Origin of the sequence: Sphingosinicella xenopeptidilytica, assembly GCF_042676985.1 — a bacterium.
GTDB lineage: Bacteria > Pseudomonadota > Alphaproteobacteria > Sphingomonadales > Sphingomonadaceae > Sphingosinicella > Sphingosinicella xenopeptidilytica.
Window position 1 is genome coordinate 153,264 of sequence record NZ_JBHTIK010000011.1, and the last position, 18,991, is coordinate 172,254.

Annotated in this window: 24 protein-coding genes; 8 read left to right on the plus strand and 16 right to left on the minus strand. The window is 62.4% G+C overall.

The window, feature by feature from the left end; translation table 11 throughout:
• Positions 1-5 precede the first annotated feature (5 nt).
• The gene (locus ACFQ00_RS15180) at positions 6-323 is read right to left on the minus strand and encodes a DUF736 domain-containing protein (RefSeq protein WP_381492572.1); all 318 of its coding nucleotides are present in this window, start codon (positions 321-323) and stop codon (positions 6-8) included.
• Between the two features lie 673 nt (positions 324-996).
• Between ACFQ00_RS15180 and otsB the strand changes: the two genes are divergently transcribed.
• The 3 genes from otsB to ACFQ00_RS15195 are packed head-to-tail and all read left to right on the plus strand — an operon-like array spanning position 997 to position 4,840.
• A complete protein-coding gene (otsB, locus tag ACFQ00_RS15185) occupies positions 997-1,683 on the plus strand; it encodes a trehalose-phosphatase (RefSeq protein ID WP_381492575.1) in 687 nt (228 codons plus the stop codon).
• A complete protein-coding gene (locus ACFQ00_RS15190) occupies positions 1,680-3,476 on the plus strand; it encodes a glycoside hydrolase family 15 protein (protein ID WP_381492578.1) in 1,797 nt (598 codons plus the stop codon). The genes otsB and ACFQ00_RS15190 overlap by 4 nt, the downstream gene beginning before the upstream one ends.
• Positions 3,473-4,840, plus strand: a complete 1,368-nt coding sequence (locus tag ACFQ00_RS15195; RefSeq protein WP_381492581.1) for an alpha,alpha-trehalose-phosphate synthase (UDP-forming) — start codon at positions 3,473-3,475, stop codon at positions 4,838-4,840. The genes ACFQ00_RS15190 and ACFQ00_RS15195 overlap by 4 nt, the downstream gene beginning before the upstream one ends.
• A gap of 630 nt (positions 4,841-5,470) precedes the next feature.
• Here ACFQ00_RS15195 and ACFQ00_RS15200 read toward each other — a convergent pair.
• Positions 5,471-6,616 carry a helix-turn-helix transcriptional regulator gene (locus tag ACFQ00_RS15200; RefSeq protein ID WP_381492583.1) on the minus strand — a complete coding sequence of 382 codons (1,146 nt, stop codon included), beginning with the start codon at positions 6,614-6,616 and terminating at the stop codon, positions 5,471-5,473.
• Between the two features lie 192 nt (positions 6,617-6,808).
• Here ACFQ00_RS15200 and ACFQ00_RS15205 point away from each other — a divergent pair, with 192 nt between their 5' ends.
• The 3 genes from ACFQ00_RS15205 to ACFQ00_RS15215 are packed head-to-tail and all read left to right on the plus strand — an operon-like array spanning position 6,809 to position 8,737.
• Positions 6,809-7,396: a hypothetical protein gene (locus tag ACFQ00_RS15205; protein WP_381492585.1), complete on the plus strand. Its 588-nt coding sequence runs from the start codon at positions 6,809-6,811 to the stop codon at positions 7,394-7,396.
• Positions 7,397-7,451: 55 nt separating this feature from the next.
• Positions 7,452-7,874: a hypothetical protein gene (locus ACFQ00_RS15210; RefSeq protein ID WP_381492588.1), complete on the plus strand. Its 423-nt coding sequence runs from the start codon at positions 7,452-7,454 to the stop codon at positions 7,872-7,874.
• Between the two features lie 53 nt (positions 7,875-7,927).
• The gene (locus ACFQ00_RS15215; protein WP_381492590.1) at positions 7,928-8,737 is read left to right on the plus strand and encodes a hypothetical protein; all 810 of its coding nucleotides are present in this window, start codon (positions 7,928-7,930) and stop codon (positions 8,735-8,737) included.
• A gap of 266 nt (positions 8,738-9,003) precedes the next feature.
• Here ACFQ00_RS15215 and ACFQ00_RS15220 read toward each other — a convergent pair whose 3' ends face one another.
• The 6 genes from ACFQ00_RS15220 to ACFQ00_RS15245 form a co-directional block, all read right to left on the minus strand.
• A complete protein-coding gene (locus tag ACFQ00_RS15220; RefSeq protein WP_381492593.1) occupies positions 9,004-10,104 on the minus strand; it encodes a sensor histidine kinase in 1,101 nt (366 codons plus the stop codon).
• A gap of 382 nt (positions 10,105-10,486) precedes the next feature.
• Positions 10,487-11,131 carry an SOS response-associated peptidase gene (locus tag ACFQ00_RS15225; protein ID WP_381492596.1) on the minus strand — a complete coding sequence of 215 codons (645 nt, stop codon included), beginning with the start codon at positions 11,129-11,131 and terminating at the stop codon, positions 10,487-10,489.
• 58 nt (positions 11,132-11,189) lie between these two features.
• Entirely contained in the window at positions 11,190-11,771 is a 582-nt protein-coding gene (locus tag ACFQ00_RS15230) for a DUF305 domain-containing protein (protein ID WP_381492599.1), read from the minus strand.
• Positions 11,772-11,832: 61 nt separating this feature from the next.
• Entirely contained in the window at positions 11,833-12,366 is a 534-nt protein-coding gene (locus ACFQ00_RS15235; protein ID WP_381492602.1) for an SOS response-associated peptidase family protein, read from the minus strand.
• Positions 12,367-12,378: 12 nt separating this feature from the next.
• Positions 12,379-12,684, minus strand: a complete 306-nt coding sequence (locus ACFQ00_RS15240; RefSeq protein ID WP_381492606.1) for a hypothetical protein — start codon at positions 12,682-12,684, stop codon at positions 12,379-12,381.
• Between the two features lies 1 nt (position 12,685).
• Positions 12,686-12,943: a hypothetical protein gene (locus tag ACFQ00_RS15245; protein ID WP_381492608.1), complete on the minus strand. Its 258-nt coding sequence runs from the start codon at positions 12,941-12,943 to the stop codon at positions 12,686-12,688.
• Positions 12,944-13,094: 151 nt separating this feature from the next.
• Here ACFQ00_RS15245 and ACFQ00_RS15250 point away from each other — a divergent pair, with 151 nt between their 5' ends.
• Entirely contained in the window at positions 13,095-13,277 is a 183-nt protein-coding gene (locus ACFQ00_RS15250; RefSeq protein ID WP_339709868.1) for a DUF465 domain-containing protein, read from the plus strand.
• A 389-nt stretch (positions 13,278-13,666) separates the two neighbouring features.
• On the opposite strand, the gene ACFQ00_RS15255 is transcribed toward ACFQ00_RS15250, so the two are convergent.
• Positions 13,667-13,840, minus strand: a complete 174-nt coding sequence (locus ACFQ00_RS15255; protein WP_271256721.1) for a DUF1328 domain-containing protein — start codon at positions 13,838-13,840, stop codon at positions 13,667-13,669.
• A 189-nt stretch (positions 13,841-14,029) separates the two neighbouring features.
• Positions 14,030-14,338 carry an excalibur calcium-binding domain-containing protein gene (locus ACFQ00_RS15260; RefSeq protein ID WP_381492611.1) on the minus strand — a complete coding sequence of 103 codons (309 nt, stop codon included), beginning with the start codon at positions 14,336-14,338 and terminating at the stop codon, positions 14,030-14,032.
• A 200-nt stretch (positions 14,339-14,538) separates the two neighbouring features.
• Between ACFQ00_RS15260 and ACFQ00_RS15265 the strand changes: the two genes are divergently transcribed.
• On the plus strand, positions 14,539-14,742 hold the full coding sequence (locus ACFQ00_RS15265; protein WP_381492614.1) for a hypothetical protein: 204 nt from the start codon (positions 14,539-14,541) through the stop codon (positions 14,740-14,742).
• 3 nt (positions 14,743-14,745) lie between these two features.
• Here the strand turns inward: ACFQ00_RS15265 and ACFQ00_RS15270 are convergent, their stop codons facing one another.
• The 6 genes from ACFQ00_RS15270 to dinB all read right to left on the minus strand — a co-directional run bounded on the left by ACFQ00_RS15270 (position 14,746) and on the right by dinB (position 18,970).
• On the minus strand, positions 14,746-14,991 hold the full coding sequence (locus ACFQ00_RS15270) for a hypothetical protein (RefSeq protein ID WP_381492617.1): 246 nt from the start codon (positions 14,989-14,991) through the stop codon (positions 14,746-14,748).
• A 57-nt stretch (positions 14,992-15,048) separates the two neighbouring features.
• A complete protein-coding gene (locus ACFQ00_RS15275) occupies positions 15,049-15,711 on the minus strand; it encodes a JAB domain-containing protein (RefSeq protein WP_381492619.1) in 663 nt (220 codons plus the stop codon).
• A gap of 419 nt (positions 15,712-16,130) precedes the next feature.
• A complete protein-coding gene (locus ACFQ00_RS15280) occupies positions 16,131-16,325 on the minus strand; it encodes a DUF5818 domain-containing protein (RefSeq protein WP_381492622.1) in 195 nt (64 codons plus the stop codon).
• On the minus strand, positions 16,325-16,774 hold the full coding sequence (locus ACFQ00_RS15285; protein ID WP_381492625.1) for a thermonuclease family protein: 450 nt from the start codon (positions 16,772-16,774) through the stop codon (positions 16,325-16,327). Before ACFQ00_RS15285 ends, ACFQ00_RS15280 begins: the two co-directional genes overlap by 1 nt.
• 203 nt (positions 16,775-16,977) lie before the next feature.
• Positions 16,978-17,493: an outer membrane beta-barrel protein gene (locus ACFQ00_RS15290; protein ID WP_381492628.1), complete on the minus strand. Its 516-nt coding sequence runs from the start codon at positions 17,491-17,493 to the stop codon at positions 16,978-16,980.
• 412 nt (positions 17,494-17,905) lie between these two features.
• Positions 17,906-18,970 (minus strand): DNA polymerase IV, encoded by a 1,065-nt coding sequence (dinB, locus tag ACFQ00_RS15295; RefSeq protein WP_381492630.1) that lies wholly within the window; start codon positions 18,968-18,970, stop codon positions 17,906-17,908.
• Between the last annotated feature and the right edge of the window lie 21 nt (positions 18,971-18,991).

The window sequence follows — 18,991 nt, forward strand, 5'->3', positions numbered from 1 at the left end:
GGCGGTCAGTCCGCCGGGTTCCAGATGATGGCGAAGCTGTTCTCGTCTTTGCCTGCGGCGCGGCCGAGGTTGGCGTAGATGCGGCGGGGGCCGAACTCCGGCGCGGCCATGACGAGCGCGACATATTCGTTGCCGGACGTCTCGCCGATACGCTTCCAGCCGGCGCCGACCTCGATGCCTTCGGACGACACCCGGTAATCGGGATGGCTGTCGCTGGCCTTGGACGGGTTGGGCGTGATCTCGATCGCGGCGCGGATCGTGAGGGTGCGAAGCTGGCCCTTGAAGCTGTCGCCTTCGCGGGTGACGTAGCCGATTGCAGACATGATTTCTCTCCTGTGTCTCGCCGGCGACCATTCGCGGGCGATGGCCAGCCTGAGGAACGGCGTCAGCGCCCTTGCCGAACCTGCAAGGCCGAAGCGAACGCGAAGGACCGGAGACGGGGCGCGGATTTGAAGAGCAAGCATCCGCGAGGAGGACGGCAACGCCGGCCGGGGAAATCCGTGACCGGGCGATGGTTGGGGCAAGAGGGCGGCCGGTCCAGGCGCAATGGCCTGCCCGCCATGTGGTTGCCAGATACGGAGAGGTCAGCTGGAAGTGGCTGTTTCCCGGCGCGGCTAAGAATGGCCGTGCTACCCGGAAGTATCTGGAACGTCATCCTGTCGTTCCAGCAGCGGAGAGGTCTTTCCGATCAATTCCGCCGAGAGGAACGGCGGCTAGGTTGGACATTTGCGACTGTCTGGAATCATAAAGACAGGTCTGGTAAGCGGACATTCGCCTGCTTAGCCAGCCATCGGCTGTTTGCGACCAGGCCCGGTCGTTCACCACAGCCGCCGTGAGTGGCCACCATCCTCGCGGTCGAGCGCTTTTTCCCCTCTGACAAGGCCGGGTACGGTTCGCATTTGGCCGTTTGCGGCTAAAAGGTTGCCAATGCCTTCCCCATCTTTCCCCGAAGCGGTGCTCGCACCGCCGCCGCCGCTGATCCCGCGGCGACACACCGTGCTGCTCGATTTCGACGGCACCCTGGTCGAACTGGCCGGACGCCCCGATGCCGTCGTCATCGATCCCGCGTTGAAGGCGCTGATCCGTCGATTGGCGGGAACTTTTCGGGGTCGTGTTGCCTTGGTAAGTGGTCGGTCGATCGCACAGCTGGAGGGATTTCTGGGTGAAACGCTAGAAGGCGTGGCTCTGATCGGCAGCCACGGCGCCGAAATCCATATCGGGCCGAGCCGTGCGGCGCCTGTGCGCCCGGCGGCTTTGATCGAGGCTGAACACGCCATACGGGCGACGTTCGCCGGCCAGGAAGGGGTCGTCGTGGAAGTGAAAACGCTGGGCGTCGCGGTGCATTACCGCCTTGCCCCCGAAGCCGAACCTGCAGCGCGCAGGCTCGTACAGAGTCTGGTGATCGATAACGGCCTGGCGGTGCAGGAAGGAAAGATGATGATCGAACTACGCGCCGCGGGGCACGACAAGGGTAGCGGGATCGCCGCACTGATGGCAAAATCTCCCTTTGCGGGAACTGTGCCCGTCTTTGTGGGCGATGACGTTACCGACGAAGCGGGCTTCGTCGCGGTTGCGGCGCTGGGAGGATTTGGCGTGCTGGTTGGCGCTGAGCGCGCGACGGCTGCGCGGTATCGCCTGCGTGATGTCCCGGCTGTGCGGGCATGGCTTGAGCAGCCTGCATGACGGCTACGCTCAATCTCTGGCCAATCGGTAACTGCCAGGTCTCCGCGCTGGTCGATCGCGCGGGCCGCTTCGTTTGGGGATGCACCCCACGGGTGGATGGAGACCCGGTCTTTTGCTCGTTGCTCGACGATGCCCCGGCCGCCGGGGACGACGCCTACGGGTTCTGGGAAATCGATCTGGACGGGGTTGTGGAGACGACTCAATCGTATCTGCGCAACACCCCGGTGCTCGTCACCCGGCATGTCGATGACCAGGGCAATGTGATCGAAGTGATCGACTTCTGTCCCCGCTATAAGCGCAATGGCCGGATGTATCGGCCTGTCGCCTTCGCCCGGATCGTCCGCCCGGTGGCGGGCAGCCCGCGCATCCGTATTCGGCTGCGCCCGGCGCGACAATGGGGTACCTCGCAGGCGGCCACAACGCGCGGGTCGAACCATATCCGCTATCTGGTCGAAGACTGCGTGCTGCGCCTGTCGACCACGGCAGCGGTGGGTTGGATCGAGGATGAACGGCTGTTCCGCGTCGAGCGCCCGGTCTATTTCTTCCTGGGACCCGATGAGGGTTTCTCCGACGAGATCGGCGTCGCGCTCGAAAGCATGCTCGATCACACCATCGACGAGTGGCGCCATTGGGTGCGCGGGTTGGCCACACCGTATGAGTGGCAGCAGGCGGTGATCCGATCCGCAATCACGCTGAAGCTGTGCCAGCATGAGGAAACCGGCGCGATCGTCGCCGCGCTGACCACCTCGATCCCCGAACATTCGGGATCCGGACGCAACTGGGATTATCGCTATTGCTGGGTGCGCGACGCCTATTACACCGTGCAGGCGCTCAATCGCCTCGGCGCGCTCGACGTGCTCGAAGGCTATCTCGAATATCTGCGCAACATCGTCGACAATGCGGCGCGGGGGCACATCCAGCCGCTGTACGGGGTCGGCGGCGAGACGACGCTGATCGAGGGGGAGGCGACCGCGCTCAACGGCTATCGCGGGATGGGCCCGGTGCGCGTCGGCAATCAGGCCTATGAGCAGGTCCAGCACGATGCCTATGGTCAGATCATCCTGTCGAACGCCCAGGCCTTTTTCGACCATCGCCTGTTGCGGATCGGCGGTGTCGAGGATTTCAAGGCGCTCGAGCCCGTGGGCGAGCGCGCCTGGGAGAAATTCGATCAGCCCGACGCCGGATTATGGGAGCTGCGGACCAAGAGTCATGTCCACACTTATTCTGCCGCGATGTGCTGGGCGGCATGTGACCGGCTGGCCAATGTCGCGGAAACGCTGAGGCTTCCGGAGAGCGAAGTCTTCTGGCGCGAGCGGGCGACCATGATGCGCACGCGGATCGAGGAGGCTGCGTGGCGCCCGGATCTGAACAGCTTGTCGGCTACCTTTGCCGGAGACGACCTCGATGCCAGCCTGCTGCAATTGCTGGATCTGCGCTTCCTCGCGCCGGACGATCCCCGTTTCCGCGGGACATTGGCGGCCGTGGAAAGCGGGCTTAGGCGGGGATCGCACATGCTGCGCTATGCGACCGAAGACGATTTCGGCCTGCCGCAGACGGCGTTTAATGTTTGCACGTTCTGGCTGATCGAGGCGCTGCACTTCACCGGCCGCAATGCGGACGCACGGGGGCTGTTCGAGGAAATGCTCTCGCGTTGCACGCCCGCGGGATTACTGTCGGAAGACATCGATCCGGTCACCGGCGAATTATGGGGCAATTATCCGCAGACCTATTCGCTGGTCGGCATGATCAATTGCGCCGTGCTGCTGAGCAAGCCGTGGAGTGCGGTCCGTTGAGCCGGCTGATCGTCATCTCCAATCGTGTCTCGGTCCCCACGGCGGATCAGCCCGGTACGCAGGGTGGCCTGGCCGTGGCCCTGACCGCGGCGCTGCGGGAGGCCGACGGCATCTGGTTCGGCTGGTCGGGCGAAACCGGCGAAACCGGCGACCTGAAGTTCGCATCCTATGACGGCGTCACCTCGGCGACAATCGACCTCCCCGAGCAGGATGTGGAGGAATATTATGACGGATACGCCAATCGCACCTTGTGGCCTTTATTCCATTATCGACTGGACCTGGCCGAGTTCGAGCGCGATTTCCAGGGCGGTTATGAGCGGGTCAATCGCGTGTTCGGCGACGTCATCGGGCCACATATCCTGCCCGACGATCTGATCTGGGTGCATGATTATCACATGATCCCGCTCGGCTGGGTGCTGCGCCAGCGCGGGCTGACCAATCGGCTGGGCTTTTTCCTGCACATTCCCTGGCCGCCGACGCGACTGATGACCGCCTTGCCGCAACATCGCCGCCTGGTGGAGGCATTGTTCGCCTATGACGTGCTCGGATTCCAGTCGGATGAATGGCTCGAGACCTTCCACGATTATGTCGTCCGCGAAATGGACGGTTCGATCGGGGAGAATGGGCAGGTCACGGTGGGCGGACGCACGATCCGAGCGATCGCCTGCCCGATCGGAATCGACGCGCAGGAGTTCGTCGCCAGCGCGAGCAGTCCTTCGGCAATCGCAACCCATGGCCGGATGGTCGAAAGCTCGATCGGGCGTAGTTTGATCGTCGGCGTCGATCGCCTCGATTATTCTAAGGGGCTGGAGGAGCGCTTCAACGGGTACCGGCGCTATCTCGAGACCCGGCCCGATGCGCATGCCAATGTCTATCTGCTGCAAATCGCGCCGCCATCGCGCGCGACAGTGCAGAATTATCAGGACATTCGTGCCCAGCTCGATGCTCTGTCGGGGAGGATCAACGGCGCCTTTGCCGATATCGACTGGGTGCCGCTGCGCTACGTCAATCAGGGCTTCCCGCGAGACGTGCTCGCGGGAGTCTATCGGGCAGCGCGCGTCGGTCTCGTCACTCCTTTACGCGACGGCATGAATCTCGTCGCCAAGGAATATATCGCATCCCAAAACCCCGAGGATCCGGGTGTCCTCATTCTTTCGCAATTTGCGGGTGCCGCCTCCCAGCTCAGCAACGCTTTGTTGGTCAACCCATACAGTCCCGACGATATCGCGGACGCAATCGAACGGGCGCTTGCGATGTCGCTTGAGGAGCGGATCGCGCGTTGGAAGCCGATGTTCGAAAACGTCCGTGATCAGGATGTGATCTGGTGGCGCAAACGTTTCACGAACAGTTTGATGCGCGTTTGAAGGTCGCAAGGCGAGGGATGCTGCGATTATCCGTACACGATCTCCCGCAGGCCCCTGGAATGGCCGCGACACGCGAGTCAATTCAGGTCGACGGTTATGTTGGTTTGACAGCAGGAATCAGGCTTAGAACTCTCGGCCCCGTAACTGTTACCGATTAAGCGCTCCGTTTGCACTGCGAGAGTCTACGGCTCGAATGCCGGCTTGCCGCAATCTTCGATCCAGAAGCCGCCGGTCGGGAATCGGCCCAGTTGCAGTCACGGGGTAAGGCAAGTCGGCTGAAAACAGAGAGTCGGGTTTTGGCGCGGAACCTACCGTTGAACATAGCGCGAGGGAAATACGGTTTTGTCCCAAAGCAGGTCGCCCATGCCAATGGTCAGCTGGATGATCGAACGGAAGGTTTCAGGGCGCAGATGAAGACTGCTGAATGTCAGCCTATGTTGGCGGCATCTGCCGGTCAACTGTAGCAGTTGCACGATAGTGGCAGCTATTCACGACCCTCGCCATTCGCACGTCATCGCGCAGAGCGAAGGCAGTGTGCTCCAAGCAGTCGTCAGCCGTGAGGGTCAAACATCCTTTAGGCCACTGCAGTGACCGGGCACCCAACCCGGAATGCCGGACGCGTCCATATTGTCAGTGATTGGAAACCGTCGGAACGCTACGCGCCAGCAACGCCGCCGCTTCCGCTTGCCTATGTGTTCCGGTCTTGGCGAGGATACGTTTGAGATGGGTGCGCACGGTGGCTAATCCGATGCCCATGCCTGCCGCGATATCCTCCAGCGAGGCTCCCCGTCCGAGAGCGGCAGCAACCACTCCCTCTGTTCGCGTGAAGCCGAATAACTCACGCAGCCGCGCCACGGCGATCGGCGCTTCGGGATCACGGATGAACACCAGCACGCAAGGACGCTGCTCCCCAAAGGCAGAGACTGCCGGACGCAAGGGCGCAACCTCAAGGGCCAGCGGCATGCGATCCGGACGCGGAATGGCGAGCGCAGCGCCGGATTTGGCAATCTGTCCCCGTGCGGTGGCCATTGCCCCGCGTACCAGTTCAGTTAGCTTGTCGTGAAGGGCTGGCGAGCGCAGCGCTAGCCGCCCGCAAATAAACGCAAGCTCCGCGTTATCACGCAGCAGGCGCTCCGCTATGCTGCTGGCCTGAATGACGCGGCCTGTGCCGTCCACCATCAGCACGCCCGTATCCATCTTGTCGAGCGCCTGCAATGTAGCCGCATGGGCATGGGATACCGCCGCAAAGCGCTGCCCGAGACGCAGCGCCCGCTGCAAATGCGGCAGCACCAGCGCCGCCTGCCGCCGCTCCGTTGCACGATAGGCTCCGGCACCTTGCGGCCTGTGGATGCCGAGCACTCCGATAGCCCCGTCGGCTGCGGGGAACACCGCGCCAATCATGTGATGGATATCAAGGTGACGTAGCCATTCCTGATAAAATCCGCTCCGCGCTTGCTCCTCGCGCGTCACCAAATCCTCGTCGGTGATGATGCGTGACATGCCGTAGGCGACGCTGCGGTCCACCCATAAATCCTTGCGGTGCCAGTCATGCGCCCATGCCTGTTCCCGCTCGGACACCATGAGGTTGTCCGTGCATTCGAGAAGGTTCACGCGGGCATTGTCGCCGTGCAATTTAAGAACGGTGCTGGTCGAGCCGAGCGTTTCCGCGATGCGTGTCGCAGTGCCTGACCACAAGGCGTCGTCTATGGCTGCATCGTAAAGATGCGCAATCAATCCCGAGACGCGGGACGATTCATAGAGTTCTTGCGACGGCATGGCCGTGTAACGCCCCCTCATTCATCTGGCAGTGCGGATTAACTTTATCTCCGCACCAACAACCTCGCATGAACAATACGGCGGGATGGTGCTCTGCCGTCCTGCCGTGCCTGTTTTCTCCCCTGTTTAGGGGACGAATGCCCGCCCGCGCCACCTTAACCATAGAGGGAAGGATTTTCACGCGGAGATGTAATGAGCAAAGCCCGTCACCTTATCGTACCCCTGCTGCTCGCGGCGGGGCTTGCCGCCTGCGACCAGAACGCTGCGACGGCAGAGAATGCCGCCGCCACAGACGGGGCCGAGGCAACGGAGTCCGGCAACACGGCTGGGATGGCCACCGCCGAAGCTGATATCGCCGCCGCAAACCAAGCCGCCGCGCCCGCTGCAACGGAAGCCGCTCCGGCCAAGACGCAAGCGGCCACCATCGCGGCCTTGCCGCTCAAGCGCGGCTATTACGTCGAGAGCGATACGCCGTGCGGCCAAGCCTCGAACGCCACCACGACGCTGCTGCGCCGGAACGGCATCGGCGGCGCACGGGATTTCTGCGAGTTCAAGAAAATCGAGCAAACAGGGCCGAATACCTACCGCGTGACGGAAGCCTGCGGGGATTTGCAGGACAACGCGCCGCCGGAAACCAGCACCTCCGTCTATTCTCTCACGGGGGATACGGCCTTCACCGCCAAGAGCGAGCATGGCTGGGAACGTAGCGCCCGCTACTGCGCCCAATCGAGCATGCCGCCCGACTGGCGCGGCAACGATATCAGCGATGTGACGGGATAGCGCCTCGCGCCGTCATTTGCCGCCTGTCCCGTTTCTTCCCAACGAAAGTAACCGCATGTCTCTCACTACGATAACAGGAGTTGTCTCCGGCATTCGCCATGCACCCGTGACCGAGGGGCATATCGGCAAAAATGGCGGGTCTGTCCGCACAGGCCACGCGCTGGCCTTCCGCGTCGATGACCGCTCCGTGCAGATCAAGCTTCCCAATATGCCGGACGTGCAGGACGGCGAGACGGTCACGCTGGCCGGACGGATCAAGAACGGCACGTTTCAGGCGCTGGCGCTGCGGAATGACCGCACCCGCGCCATCTACGCCACGCCTGCCATTCCGGGCTACATCATGGGCGGCCTTATGACGGCGGTGGGCTTCCCGCTGCTGTTCATCCTCGTGGGCGTCTTTTTCATCGGCTTCGGCGGCTACACGCTCTGGCAGGCGCACAACTACGCGCAGGCGGCGAAGCTGCTGCAAGGCACGTGAATCCCCTCCATCCACAAAAGGCAGGTAATCACATGAGAAGAATGCGAAGTATTGTGCTGGGCGGTGCATTGGTGTTGGGCGCGGTGTCCGGCATGACCGCATCGGCGCAGACGCAAGGGGTTTCGGCGGATAAGCTGGATATCACGGGCATCAAGCTTGGCATGACCGAGGCTGAGGTCACGCGTGCCATCAAGGCGTTCGACCCGAACGCCCAACTCGTGAACAAGCGCATGGCGCGTTACCCTTACTCGGATGGCGTCACGGGATTTCAGACGCCTGCGTTTCTCGATGAACTCGAATTTCGCGCGGGCGATTCACGGTTCAGGATTTGGTTCGCCAGTCCGCCAGCGGAGCCGCGCGTCTATGCCATTCACCGCTATTCGCGGGGTAACAAGACGCCGCCGACGCGACAGCAGTTCGTCACTGCCCTGACCACAAAATATGGTCCCGCCCAAACCCATTATCTGCCGAACACAGGCACCACCCTCGTGCAATGGACTGAACAGGGCAAGCCTGTCTGCGCGGTCAGCACCAATGCCAGAATTGCCGTGGACGGCGGCAACGAAACGCTGCTGCCCCCGCGTGCCGTTGAGGTGCTCGAAGGCATGGGACGCACCCAGCATCCTAATCTGCGCCGCACGATGGGAACCTCCGTCGATGTGGCGCGATGCGGCACGGTGCTCCGCTATACGTGGGGCGGGCCCGCGAACGATCCCGCGTTTCCGATCCCGGAGTTCTATGTCTGGTTGGTCGATCAGGGCGGCATGGTCGCCAAAGATCGCCAGTCCGCACGGTGGGTTGAGCAATTGCGGACAGAAGCGGTGCGCAAGCGCCAAGGGCAAGGCGTCACCCCGAAGCTCTGACAGCGGCAAAACGCGGGTCCAATGCGCCCCGCCATCCTGCTGGCGTGATCGGGGGGCATGAGGCCGTGCTGGTTGCGGCCTCAAGCAACAGGACACAAATCCATGCGCCTCATCGTCGTCGCCGAACTCGATCACTGTCCTTCCTGGACGTCTGAACAAACGTCCGCCTTCAGGAAACCACGATCGTCTGCTCAACGTCCCCTTTGTCGGCGATAGCAGCCTTGGGCGCTGATTGATAAGATAGATTGCCCCAACCGGCAGGCTTTTCAGCTTGAGAGTTCGGAACACCGTGTCTGGACGTCAAGTTGGAACCCCTCCGCGTCGAAACGCCTCCGGACCCTGCTCCCCCGCGCCATGCCCATGTTTATCAAGCGCGTGCCGAACCCCTTTCGCTGAGGTTCGGCGGCGGGCGGACCGCCTGTTTCACGCCAATGAAGGCTCAGATGATCGTCCTCGATCACCCAGGACAGATGGATGCGGCCGGTCGGCGAAGACAGCGCGCCATACTTGACCGCGTTCGTAGCGAGTTCATGCAGCATGAGCGATCCGGCTATGGCTGCGCGTGAGCCGATCTGCATGTCGGGTCCGTCTATCGCGATACGACCGTCCGCGTTGTGCGGTTCGAGCGATGCCGAAATGACTTCCCAAAGGGAAGCACGCGACCAATCCTTACGCAGCAGGATATCCTGGGCATGGCCCAGCGCTGAAAGGCGGCTGGAAAAGTCGTTCATCGCGTCCGTATCGACGGCGCCGCGCAAGGTCTGGGCGGCAATCGCCTGGACGAGAGCCAGCGTGTTTTTCAGGCGGTGCCCGAGTTCCTGATTGACGAGGGCCAGGTCGGCCTGCATCAGCACCTTGCCGGTGGTCTCGATGACGGTGTCCATCATGCCCGCGACGCTTCCGTCGGCAAGACGCAGCGGGCTGTAGCAAAAGGTGAACCACGCCCGCTCGTCCCGGCCTGATCGGTTGATGGTAAGCGGATAGTCCTCGATGTAGGTGGGCGTGCCCGCGTAGGCTCTGGCGGCGATCGGACCGATCTCATCCCAGACTTCAGACCAGATGTCCGCAAACGAATGCCCGAGCGCATCGGACTTGGCGCCCAGGATGGGCAGAAAGGCATCGTTGAAGATGGTGGTGAATTCATCTCCCCACACGATGGCCTTGGGAAAGCGGGAGTCGAGGATTTGCTGAACGACGATTTCAAGTTCGGATGGCCAGGCGGCGCGCGGTCCTAAGGGGGTGATGCCCCAGTCGAAAGAATCGACGCGCGAACGCATGCCACCGTTAACTGCCCCCAAATCTGGGAAATTCGGTTCAGAAGTGACGCCTTCTGCCTCAAACTGCGGGATGGCTTGTTCCTGGCCCATACCCCCGGCTCCAATTCCGCAAGCGGGAGCGCGGAGCTCTCTGTCGGGGGCGTGCTCACGATAGGGAAATTCATCGCCCGATGTGCCAGGCTATCATGCCGTTGCCGGATGTCCACACGAGAACCTGTCCAGGAGCTGAACAGGCGGTGAAAATTATGGTCCAACGCGCAGATCCGGCGGCAGTACGCTCTATATTTCCGATGTAATGCGCGCTTCAAGCTGGGAGCGAATCCCTTCGCCCCCACGCATAGGTAACGGCAAACTGCTGAATGAAGGGCAGCTTTTGATCAACGAACTCGAGGCGGCGAACGACGGCTTAGTCGGCGCGAGGCGGCATCGGCAAGTGCATGCCCGCCAATGGTCAATGTCCAGATTCACTGTCTTAGACGTGAGATATGGGGCGTATTTGCCTGATCCAAGGCTCCGCCGTCCGCTCGATTTCGGTAAGTTCAGGCGGGAAGCACCGGTCCTGAAATGCCTGTACGTCGTCGAGCGACCCGTGAAGCCAGCGCTCCCACTCATCGGGTAGCAAGAGAACCGGCATCCGATGATGCACCGGCTCAACCGTCGCGTTGCAATCGGTCATCAGCCCCGAGTAGACCGCGTCCCACTCGGTGCTGTCCTTCCACATCCCGGCCCACGCGAACACGGGCTGACCCTTCACCCGAAACCACGTCCGCGTCTTGGCGCCTTGCTCGCCTTCGGCTTCGGCAAAGCCGGTCAAGGGGATCAGGCAGCGATTTTCGGGACGCGGGGCGATATGGCGCCACATGAAGCTCGACAGGTCGGCAATGTTGTTCACTGGCTTGGGCTTGATCGGCAGTCCGGTTTTCTTGCTCTTTTGCGGGAGCGGGAAGCCCCACGTCATCGCCTGCACCACGCGCCCGCCGTCCGCCTCGCGCACCACCATGCCGGGAGCGCCGGGATACACGTCGCCCTGCGCGGCGTTGAAGCTCGTCGGCATCCGGGCCTTGAACGCGTCGGCGATGTCGGCCGCGCTCACGTTGACAGTGTAGAGGTTGCACATGCCGCGAGCGTATCACGAGGCGCGCGTGCAGCAATGCGTGAGCAGGCCGCCAAGGGCTTCAGAGGGGCTTTTCGACGAGCAACCTGCCGCTCACCAAGTCTACTGCCTCCCTCGCGCCTTCGGGCTGCAACGTCGCGGGTGCGGCTGGCAGCGGCTGGTCTGCGCGCCTGCCGTGCTGCTCGATGTCCCGGATCAGCATTTTCATTTCCGCGATTTCCTTCACCTGATCGCGCGTGATCCGGTCTGCAAGATAGCGCACGCGCGGGTCGCGAATGTCGGCTTTGCGTGCATTGTTGATGGCAATCGAGTGATGCGGGATCATGGCTTTCATGAAATCCCTATCGCCAATCAAGGCTTGGCTGCGGTTCACGGCTAGGAGCGCCACGCCGCCGATGACAGCAAAGGCAAGCACTGCAATCTTCGCGGCGTCTGGCCGGTACATGCGCCACATGAAAACCAGCATCACCGCCGTCATGACGCAGCCCATAACAAGGGCGCCGACAAAGCGGGTGAGGCTGAACAGGGCGTGATCCCAAGCATAGACGAGCTGATACATCAGGACGAACATGATGCCCGTCGACGTGGCGACCATCGCTGCGAAGCGCCCCCATCCCATTTTCATCTTTTGGTGCTGATCCATGGCGACCTCCTGCCATTCAACGGATCAGGCGGCCCTTGGTTCAGCGCGGCATGAAATGCGCCTAGAGCAGCCCGCTCACGACCGCGCCGCCCTTCGCGGGGTCGCTGATCTCGAAACTTCCCTTCGGAAATGGCCGCAAGAGCTCCCCCACGGGCCTTTGCTGCGTGAGCCAGTCCTGCCAGTCGTCGGGGCGCACGACGGCCATGTGGCGGTCCTTGTAGGGCGCAATGTCGGGGTTCGCTTCCACGGTGAGCGCGGCGAACGCCTCGGGCCATCCATCCTCCGCCGGACGCCACACACCCGCGAAGCAGAAGCACGGCTCGTCGGTGATGAGCTTCGCCGTGTAGCGCTTCCTGCGCGAGCCCTTGCCCGCATCGATCGTGAAATCCGATGCGATGATGAGGCAGGGATTCGTGATCGTGCGGCCTTCCGAGCGCAGCAGGTGAACGGGGTTTCCGTACATCTCGACGGGCTTCAGGCCCCACTTGCATTTGAGCTGCATCGCCGCGCCGTTCCGCCAGAGGACGATCTGCGCGGTTTTGCCGGGGCCGTCGCGCCAGCTTTCGGCCGGCGCCCGTCGTGCCTGTGCCGTCATATCGGGTCTCCTTCAACGCCGCCGCCGTAGCTCCTTCTTCCATACGGCCTCGCTCGGCATCGGCAGCGTCTCATCGGTCGGCGGCTCGCGCACAAGGTCCAGCGTCGGCCGCCGCGCCCCGCAGGACGTGCATTTACACTTCTCACGGACGTCTGGGAGCCAGTCAGGTCGGCCGCGCTTGTGGAAGTGATACCAGAGGGCATGGGGATCGAATATCCGCTGATGGCGGCAGCGGGGGCAGGTGAGCTTGACGGCGTAGTGGCGGACGGCTGCGTCGAACAGGTCGCGGATGGGATTGACCAGCTCACGGGGTGGCATGTCAGGGACACGGGTCGGGCTCTGTCACGCCGAACTTGCCGGGGCTTTTGCCATGCGGTGAGGCGTCCACCATTTCGGCGGCGATGACCATCGTTCCGCTGTTGTCGATCAGGTCGCAGATGCGCCCGGCAAGCGCGCTGGCGCCTTCGTCCGACTCGTGCGGCAGCTTCGATTTGAACTTTCGCACATCGACCTTCGACGCCGTTTTCAGGCTCACGCTGATCCACGTTGCAAGCTCGTCTCGGGTGATTCGTCTCATGCCACGATTATGAGAACAAAACGGGAACGATGACAAGAGGCGATCCGGCTAGGCGCGCTGGTCTTGAAGCGATCGAAGCACGATCCAAAATAGGCCGGGCCGAGCCGTTCAGGTCGGCACGAACATAGTCAACTTTTGCATGGAGTGGGCGATGTCCAATCATCTCTTGAACTATCTGCGGCGCGAACATGCACGCCTCGAAGGTGAACTCGCAAGGGAGGCGGCACGGCCGCTCCCCGATCAGGTGCTTCTGGCCCGGCTGAAGAAACTGAAGCTGGCCGTGAAGGACCAGATGGCAGAGGCGGAGAAAGAAAACCGTCAGGTCGCTGCCTGACCGATACTGGCGGGGTCGTGTCGGCCCCGCCTTCCTTCACGTAAGGCCCATAGGGACGCACAGGGCGGGCTTGGGGTCCTTCATCTGACAGTCAGCTTGGCAGGGATAACGCGAAGTATGACAGAGATAGCACCATTGAACGCGGGTCCGGCAGGACGCAGGCGGAAACTCAAACGCGAAGCTCGTGAGCGGACGCTCGGTCCCGACAGCATCCGTACCCGGTGGCTTGGAACGCGCCTCAAGGACCTCGCGCTGATCGCGTTGAGCGGGCTCGTGCTCTGCGCGTTCGTCCTTTGGTTTATAGGACTGGTCAACGGCGCCTCGTAAACGAAAACGCCCGGCACTGGGGCCGGGCGTTACGATTTGTCCTGATCAGGCGGGGCCGGTGGTCACGTAATCTTCCGGACGGCGGTAAGTCCCAGAACAAGAAAAATGACGGCAATGATCAGCGCCGCGACGAACAAGATTTTAGCAATCCCCATCGAAGCGCCGGCGAGGCCGCCGAAACCCAGGGCGCCGAGCACCAATGCGGCGATGGCGAAAATAATGGCCCATTTGATCAACGCGCGCTCCTCTCGTTAAGGGATCTCTCCCGAAACAATGTCTCGAACGCCGAAGTGTTCCGTGCGCTGCATGGGTCACCGTTGTGCGGTGCTGCTGGTCCCGCCCAACGTTTCAAAGCCCGTATCGCTTGTCCCCGTCACCGCGTGAGCGCGATCCGGCGGCGGAGAAGCCCGCATGGAGGGCAAGGTTCACCGACCGCGATACAGCTCGCACGCGATGCCGTCGCCGTCCCTGTCGAGATGCGGCCCGTACCCCGGCTCGCCGATGCGGATCGGCGCGGCGCCCGCGGCGCGCGCCTCGCTGCAGTTCCGGTAGGCCCCGCCCGACGCACCAAACAACCGGGACGGCGTTTCGGACCGTGGCGATGCGGATGCACGGTGACAATGATAGTCGCCGGTCTTTCGGTTGTTATGGCAGCCTTCAGCATTGAGGCCGCCCGGATGCGACAACGCCGGCATCGCGGCAAATGCCACGCACAAGATCGTCAGATACCGCATGTCCGCTCCAAAGCCAGAATTGCGCTTAATATGGCAGCGTCTTTACCAATTTGACGTTTCCTTGCGGTGTTGAACATGACTTGCGTGTTGGAAGACTGAAATGGACTTGATCGAATGAATGCCCACGTGCAGTCCGGAATTTATACTGAATTCAATCCTCACGTCCCGTGGGGCCGAAGGGATGGAATGGGAGTCTGCGGATGGTGCCGCCGCCGCTGAGCGACTGGGAGCTCTGGGCCGTTGCGCGGCGGTTCATGGAGGAGCACGGCGACATGGCGGCCGGCTATGCAAGCCTGAAGGCGGCCGAGCTTGATGCGCGGGGCGACGCACGCGGGCGGGATGTGTTCCTGGAGGTCGCTGCCCGGATCAATCGAATGGGTTCAGCCGAAGGGACGCGGCACTAGCGCCTAGTAGCCGGCATCCTCGATGCTCGCCGCGCGCGCGCGGATCGCGGCATCCGTGAACGTCCTGTGTGAGGGCGGCGCGAAGCCAAGCGTGCGCGCGGCGAGCCAGAGCTCCAGTCGCCGTTCTTCCTGCACTTCATTTGCAATTGCGGAAAGTAGCGAGGCAACACCACGATCGTATTCGGCAGTCGAAAGGCTCGCGACGTCCAATCGGCCAAAGTGCTCGGCAATGATGGTATCTGCAACCATCGGGCCTCCGCGAGACTTCAATCTCTTATTTTACGCTCCGAGTATATGAACAGCAAGTTAAAGCAGGCCGAGCGTCTTAAAGCTTTTTATTCCGCTCTCGCTGACGACAACATGATCGTGAAGTTGAAGTCCAAGCACGCGCGCCGCATCGCGAACGTGGTTGGTGAGCTGGATATCGTCGCGACTGGGGGTCGGATCGCCGGAGGGGTGGTTGTGGATGAGAATGAGTGCGGTCGCGCCGACGTCGAGTGCGCGGTGTATCACCTCGCGAACGTAAACAGGCGCCTGGTTGACCGTACCGACGCCCATCTCCTCGTCCGTAATGAGCGCGTTCCGGGAATTCAGGAACAGCACCCGGAAATGCTCGCGCCGGCTGTGCCCGAGGCTCACATGGAGATAGTCATAAAGCGCCTGCCATCCTGCGAGCACGTTGCCGTGCGTCAGTTCCCGGAAAAGCGCGCGTTCGAGGCTCTGCGCAACGGTTGCAAGGATGTCGAGGCCTTTGGGAGGGACGCCGAGCTTGATCAGGAGCGAAGGCGCGCTCGTCAGCACGCGCGGATAGCTCCCGCGTTCCGCGATCAGCGTTTCGGCGAGCCGGGTCGCCCTGGCGTCCGGCAGGACGAAGCCGAGCAAATGCGCGAGCAGCGCCCGGTCCGCGTCCGGGGCGCGGTCGCGGGGACATGCACAGGGTACGTCCCTGACATCCGATAAACTTCTCACGGCACGTCTCCCAGAATATCCAGGACGCGGCCGCGCAATTGTCGCCCCTCAATACGACTGGATGGGTCCAGTTCGTCCTCGGACCCTTTCCGGCCCGGTTTCGTCAATGCGCGGTTTCTTAAGTTCCCCGACTGTCAAACCGATGAGAATTATATTTTGTAACGAAAACCCTCGGACCCTTCGCTTCCCAACGCGGTCCAGGTCCTGATCACCAGCATGTTGCGCTCCTCCATAACTTTTCTTGATTTAGCGTTCAGGAGAAGGCGAGATCATAACTCAACCGTATCGATTCGCCAGATGTGAATATAGGTGCGCTGAAGATATGCGGCTTTCGATCGGAAAATCTTGATTGTACCGCTGCCGCGATGTCTCTTTGCTTGCTTTGACAGCGGATGTTCTGCGCGATCGCGGCCTTTCTCTCAGCACGGGGTCATGTCTTCCACGGAGAGCCTGTCGAATCCGATGCGCCGTGCGGCGATCCGCACCCGGCGCCCCACGAGCGCCTCGGCGCGGCGCGGCGCGTCAAGCTGCCAGGTGCCGCCGTCATCGCGCCTGAGCACGAGTCCGGTTTCGCTGCGCAGGAGCAGGCCGGTTTCGGTGACGCGTCGTGCCATCAGCGTGCGCAGCGCCGATAGGCGCCTTTTGAAAACCGCGTCCATTCGCGCGCTGCGCCGAGCGCAATCAGACGGCAGCCGAGATCGCTCTTGTCGGGAAGGCTGCACCGGGCGGCGGTGCGGTTGCCGCCCGCGCCGCCGTGGGAGCGGCAGGCGATGGGGCTGGCCTCCACAAGGCGGAGATGGCCGGTCGACGTGGCCCCGCTCGCGGCGGGCTGGAGGAGTTTGATCAGGACGTCCCTCGCCGCGATAGGCGGCATGTCCGGGCACGGGTGACCGTGGCGGCAGGTGCCGTCCATTTCGCGCGCGGCGATCCCGTGGAGCCGAATGCGCGGGCCCTCGGCGCACCAGATCGGGCCGTCGGCGTCCCAGACCTGCACCGGCGTGCACGCGAAGATCTCGGCCTCCGGCACGACGAACACGGCAGCAGCGAGGATCATGAACAGCATTCAGGCGCGTTTTCTCATGGTCACAGACGGCAAAGTCTGTTGCATGAGGCAGGGCTTGTTGTCACGGCGCCGCGTGACAGGATGGATGTCGACAGACGTTCCGTCGCCGCTGCGGCCAAGGCGCCCGGCGATCACGCGAAGGGCAGGCAAGCACAAAGGCGGGGGCGGCGGCATATGGCTGCCGCCCCCGGTTTGCGCGCGTGTCAGAAGCGGAACAGGACGCCGACGACACCCTGATTGTTGATGACGTCGTCCTCGAAGTTCACGTGATTGAACTCGGCGCGGAGCGAGGCCTTGTCGCTGATCGCAGTCTCGACGCCGCCGCCGAAGCGGACGCCGTCGCCCCACGCGCTGATGCCGCCGCCGCTGATCTTGTTGCGCTGATAACCGATGCGGCCATAGAGGCCCGTCGCGTCATTGATCTTGAAGCCAGCGCGGGCGCTCGCGCCCCAGCCCCATTTGGCTTCAAGCCCGCCAGCATCGGCGGTGTTGAGGTCGATATTGCCTTCAACGCCGACGAACGCGCCGCCGAGCGGCATGTCATAGCCGACGAAGCCGGTGAGGCCGGCGCCGCTTGCACCCAAGCCCTCGAGGCTGCCGGAACCGTTCACGTTGTCGAGGGTCGCGCCGAGACCGGCATAAGCGCCATTGAACACGTCGGCAGACGCAGGCGACACGACAGCGAGCGCCGCGAGCGACGCCAGAACGAATGTCTTCATTTTTATGCTTACCTTTATTTGAATGAATAAACAGCGCCGCTGCGCGAGACCTTGTTTCTTATCCAGCGGCGGCGCGGAAATAGGCTCGGGTTTGCGGTGCGGCAAGACGACAAAGATATTGATCTTAATCGGTAAACTTCGATGTTGCCGAATTGTGACACGCCCGGCGGCTGTATTCCGATTGGACAAGCGTGTAAGTAATGTGCCTGAGACCTCGCGGAAAGGCGGGTCCGTACGAAGTCAAGTCCTAACGTATGGCTATATTATACAAATGTATCATCTCGCAAATCGGATCAGCGTCAAAATCGTCAAGAAAAAACTGTGCCGACCGCGAAAAAAATACTTGCCCGTCATTCAGGGAAAATTGCGAAGGGCATACTTGAATCGCGCGGCGACAGCCTCGGGAATCGTTTCAGAAAAGAGGCAGGGGGGTGTCCGGATCGGCCGCCGCGAAATTCGAAACCGTAACACCCACGAGCCTTATCCCCTTGCGTGTCGGCAGCACGCTCCGAATGAGCGCAAGGCTGAGTTCGTGAAGCCGTTCCCGGCTGGTCACGGGACCCGAATCGCTGCGGCTGCGCGTCACCTGCGTGAAATCCTGATACTTCACCTTGACGGTCACCGTGCGTCCGAACGCCTGCGTTTTTTCGCACCACGCCCAGACGTCGTCGGCCTGCCCGAGCACACCGGTTTCGATGTCCGCGTTTTCGGTGAGATCGCGGTTGAACGTTGTTTCGCTGCCTGCCGATTTGCGCACCCGATCGGGATCGACGGGCCGGTTGTCCTCGCCGCGTGCGATCGCATGATACCAGTCGGCCGAACTTCCGAAATGCTGCCGGAGGAACGCGAGGGACTTTTCGCGAAGATCGCGCCCGCTCTCGATGCCGAGCCGCTTCATTTTCGCGGCCGTGACGGGACCCACGCCGTGAAAGCGCGCGACGGGGAGTGTCTCGACCCACGCTGCGCCCATGTCGGGCGTGACGGCGAACTGGCCGTTCGGCTTGCGCTGATCGGAGGCGAGCTTGGCGAGAAACTTGTTGTAGGAGACGCCCGCCGACGCGGTGAGCCCGGTTTCAGCAAGAATGCGCGCGCGGATGTCCTTCGCGGTGTCCCACGCGGTCGGGAGACCGCGGCGGTTGGCGGTCACGTCGAGATAGGCCTCGTCGAGCGAGAGCGGCTGGATGAGATCGGTGTAGTCGGCGAAGATTGCGTGAATTTGCTTCGAAACGGCGCGGTAAACATCGAAGCGCGGCGGCACGAAGATAAGTTCGGGGCATCGTCGGAGCGCCGATACCGACGGCATTGCCGAACGCACACCAAACACGCGTGCCTCGTAGCTTGCCGCTGCGACGACGCCGCGCGCGGCGCCGTGGCCCACGGCAACGGGCTTGCCACGAAGCGATGGATCGTCGCGCTGCTCGACCGACGCGAAGAAGGCGTCCATATCGATATGGATGATCTTGCGAACCGGGCTCATGCAGGTGTGTTCTAGAGCGTG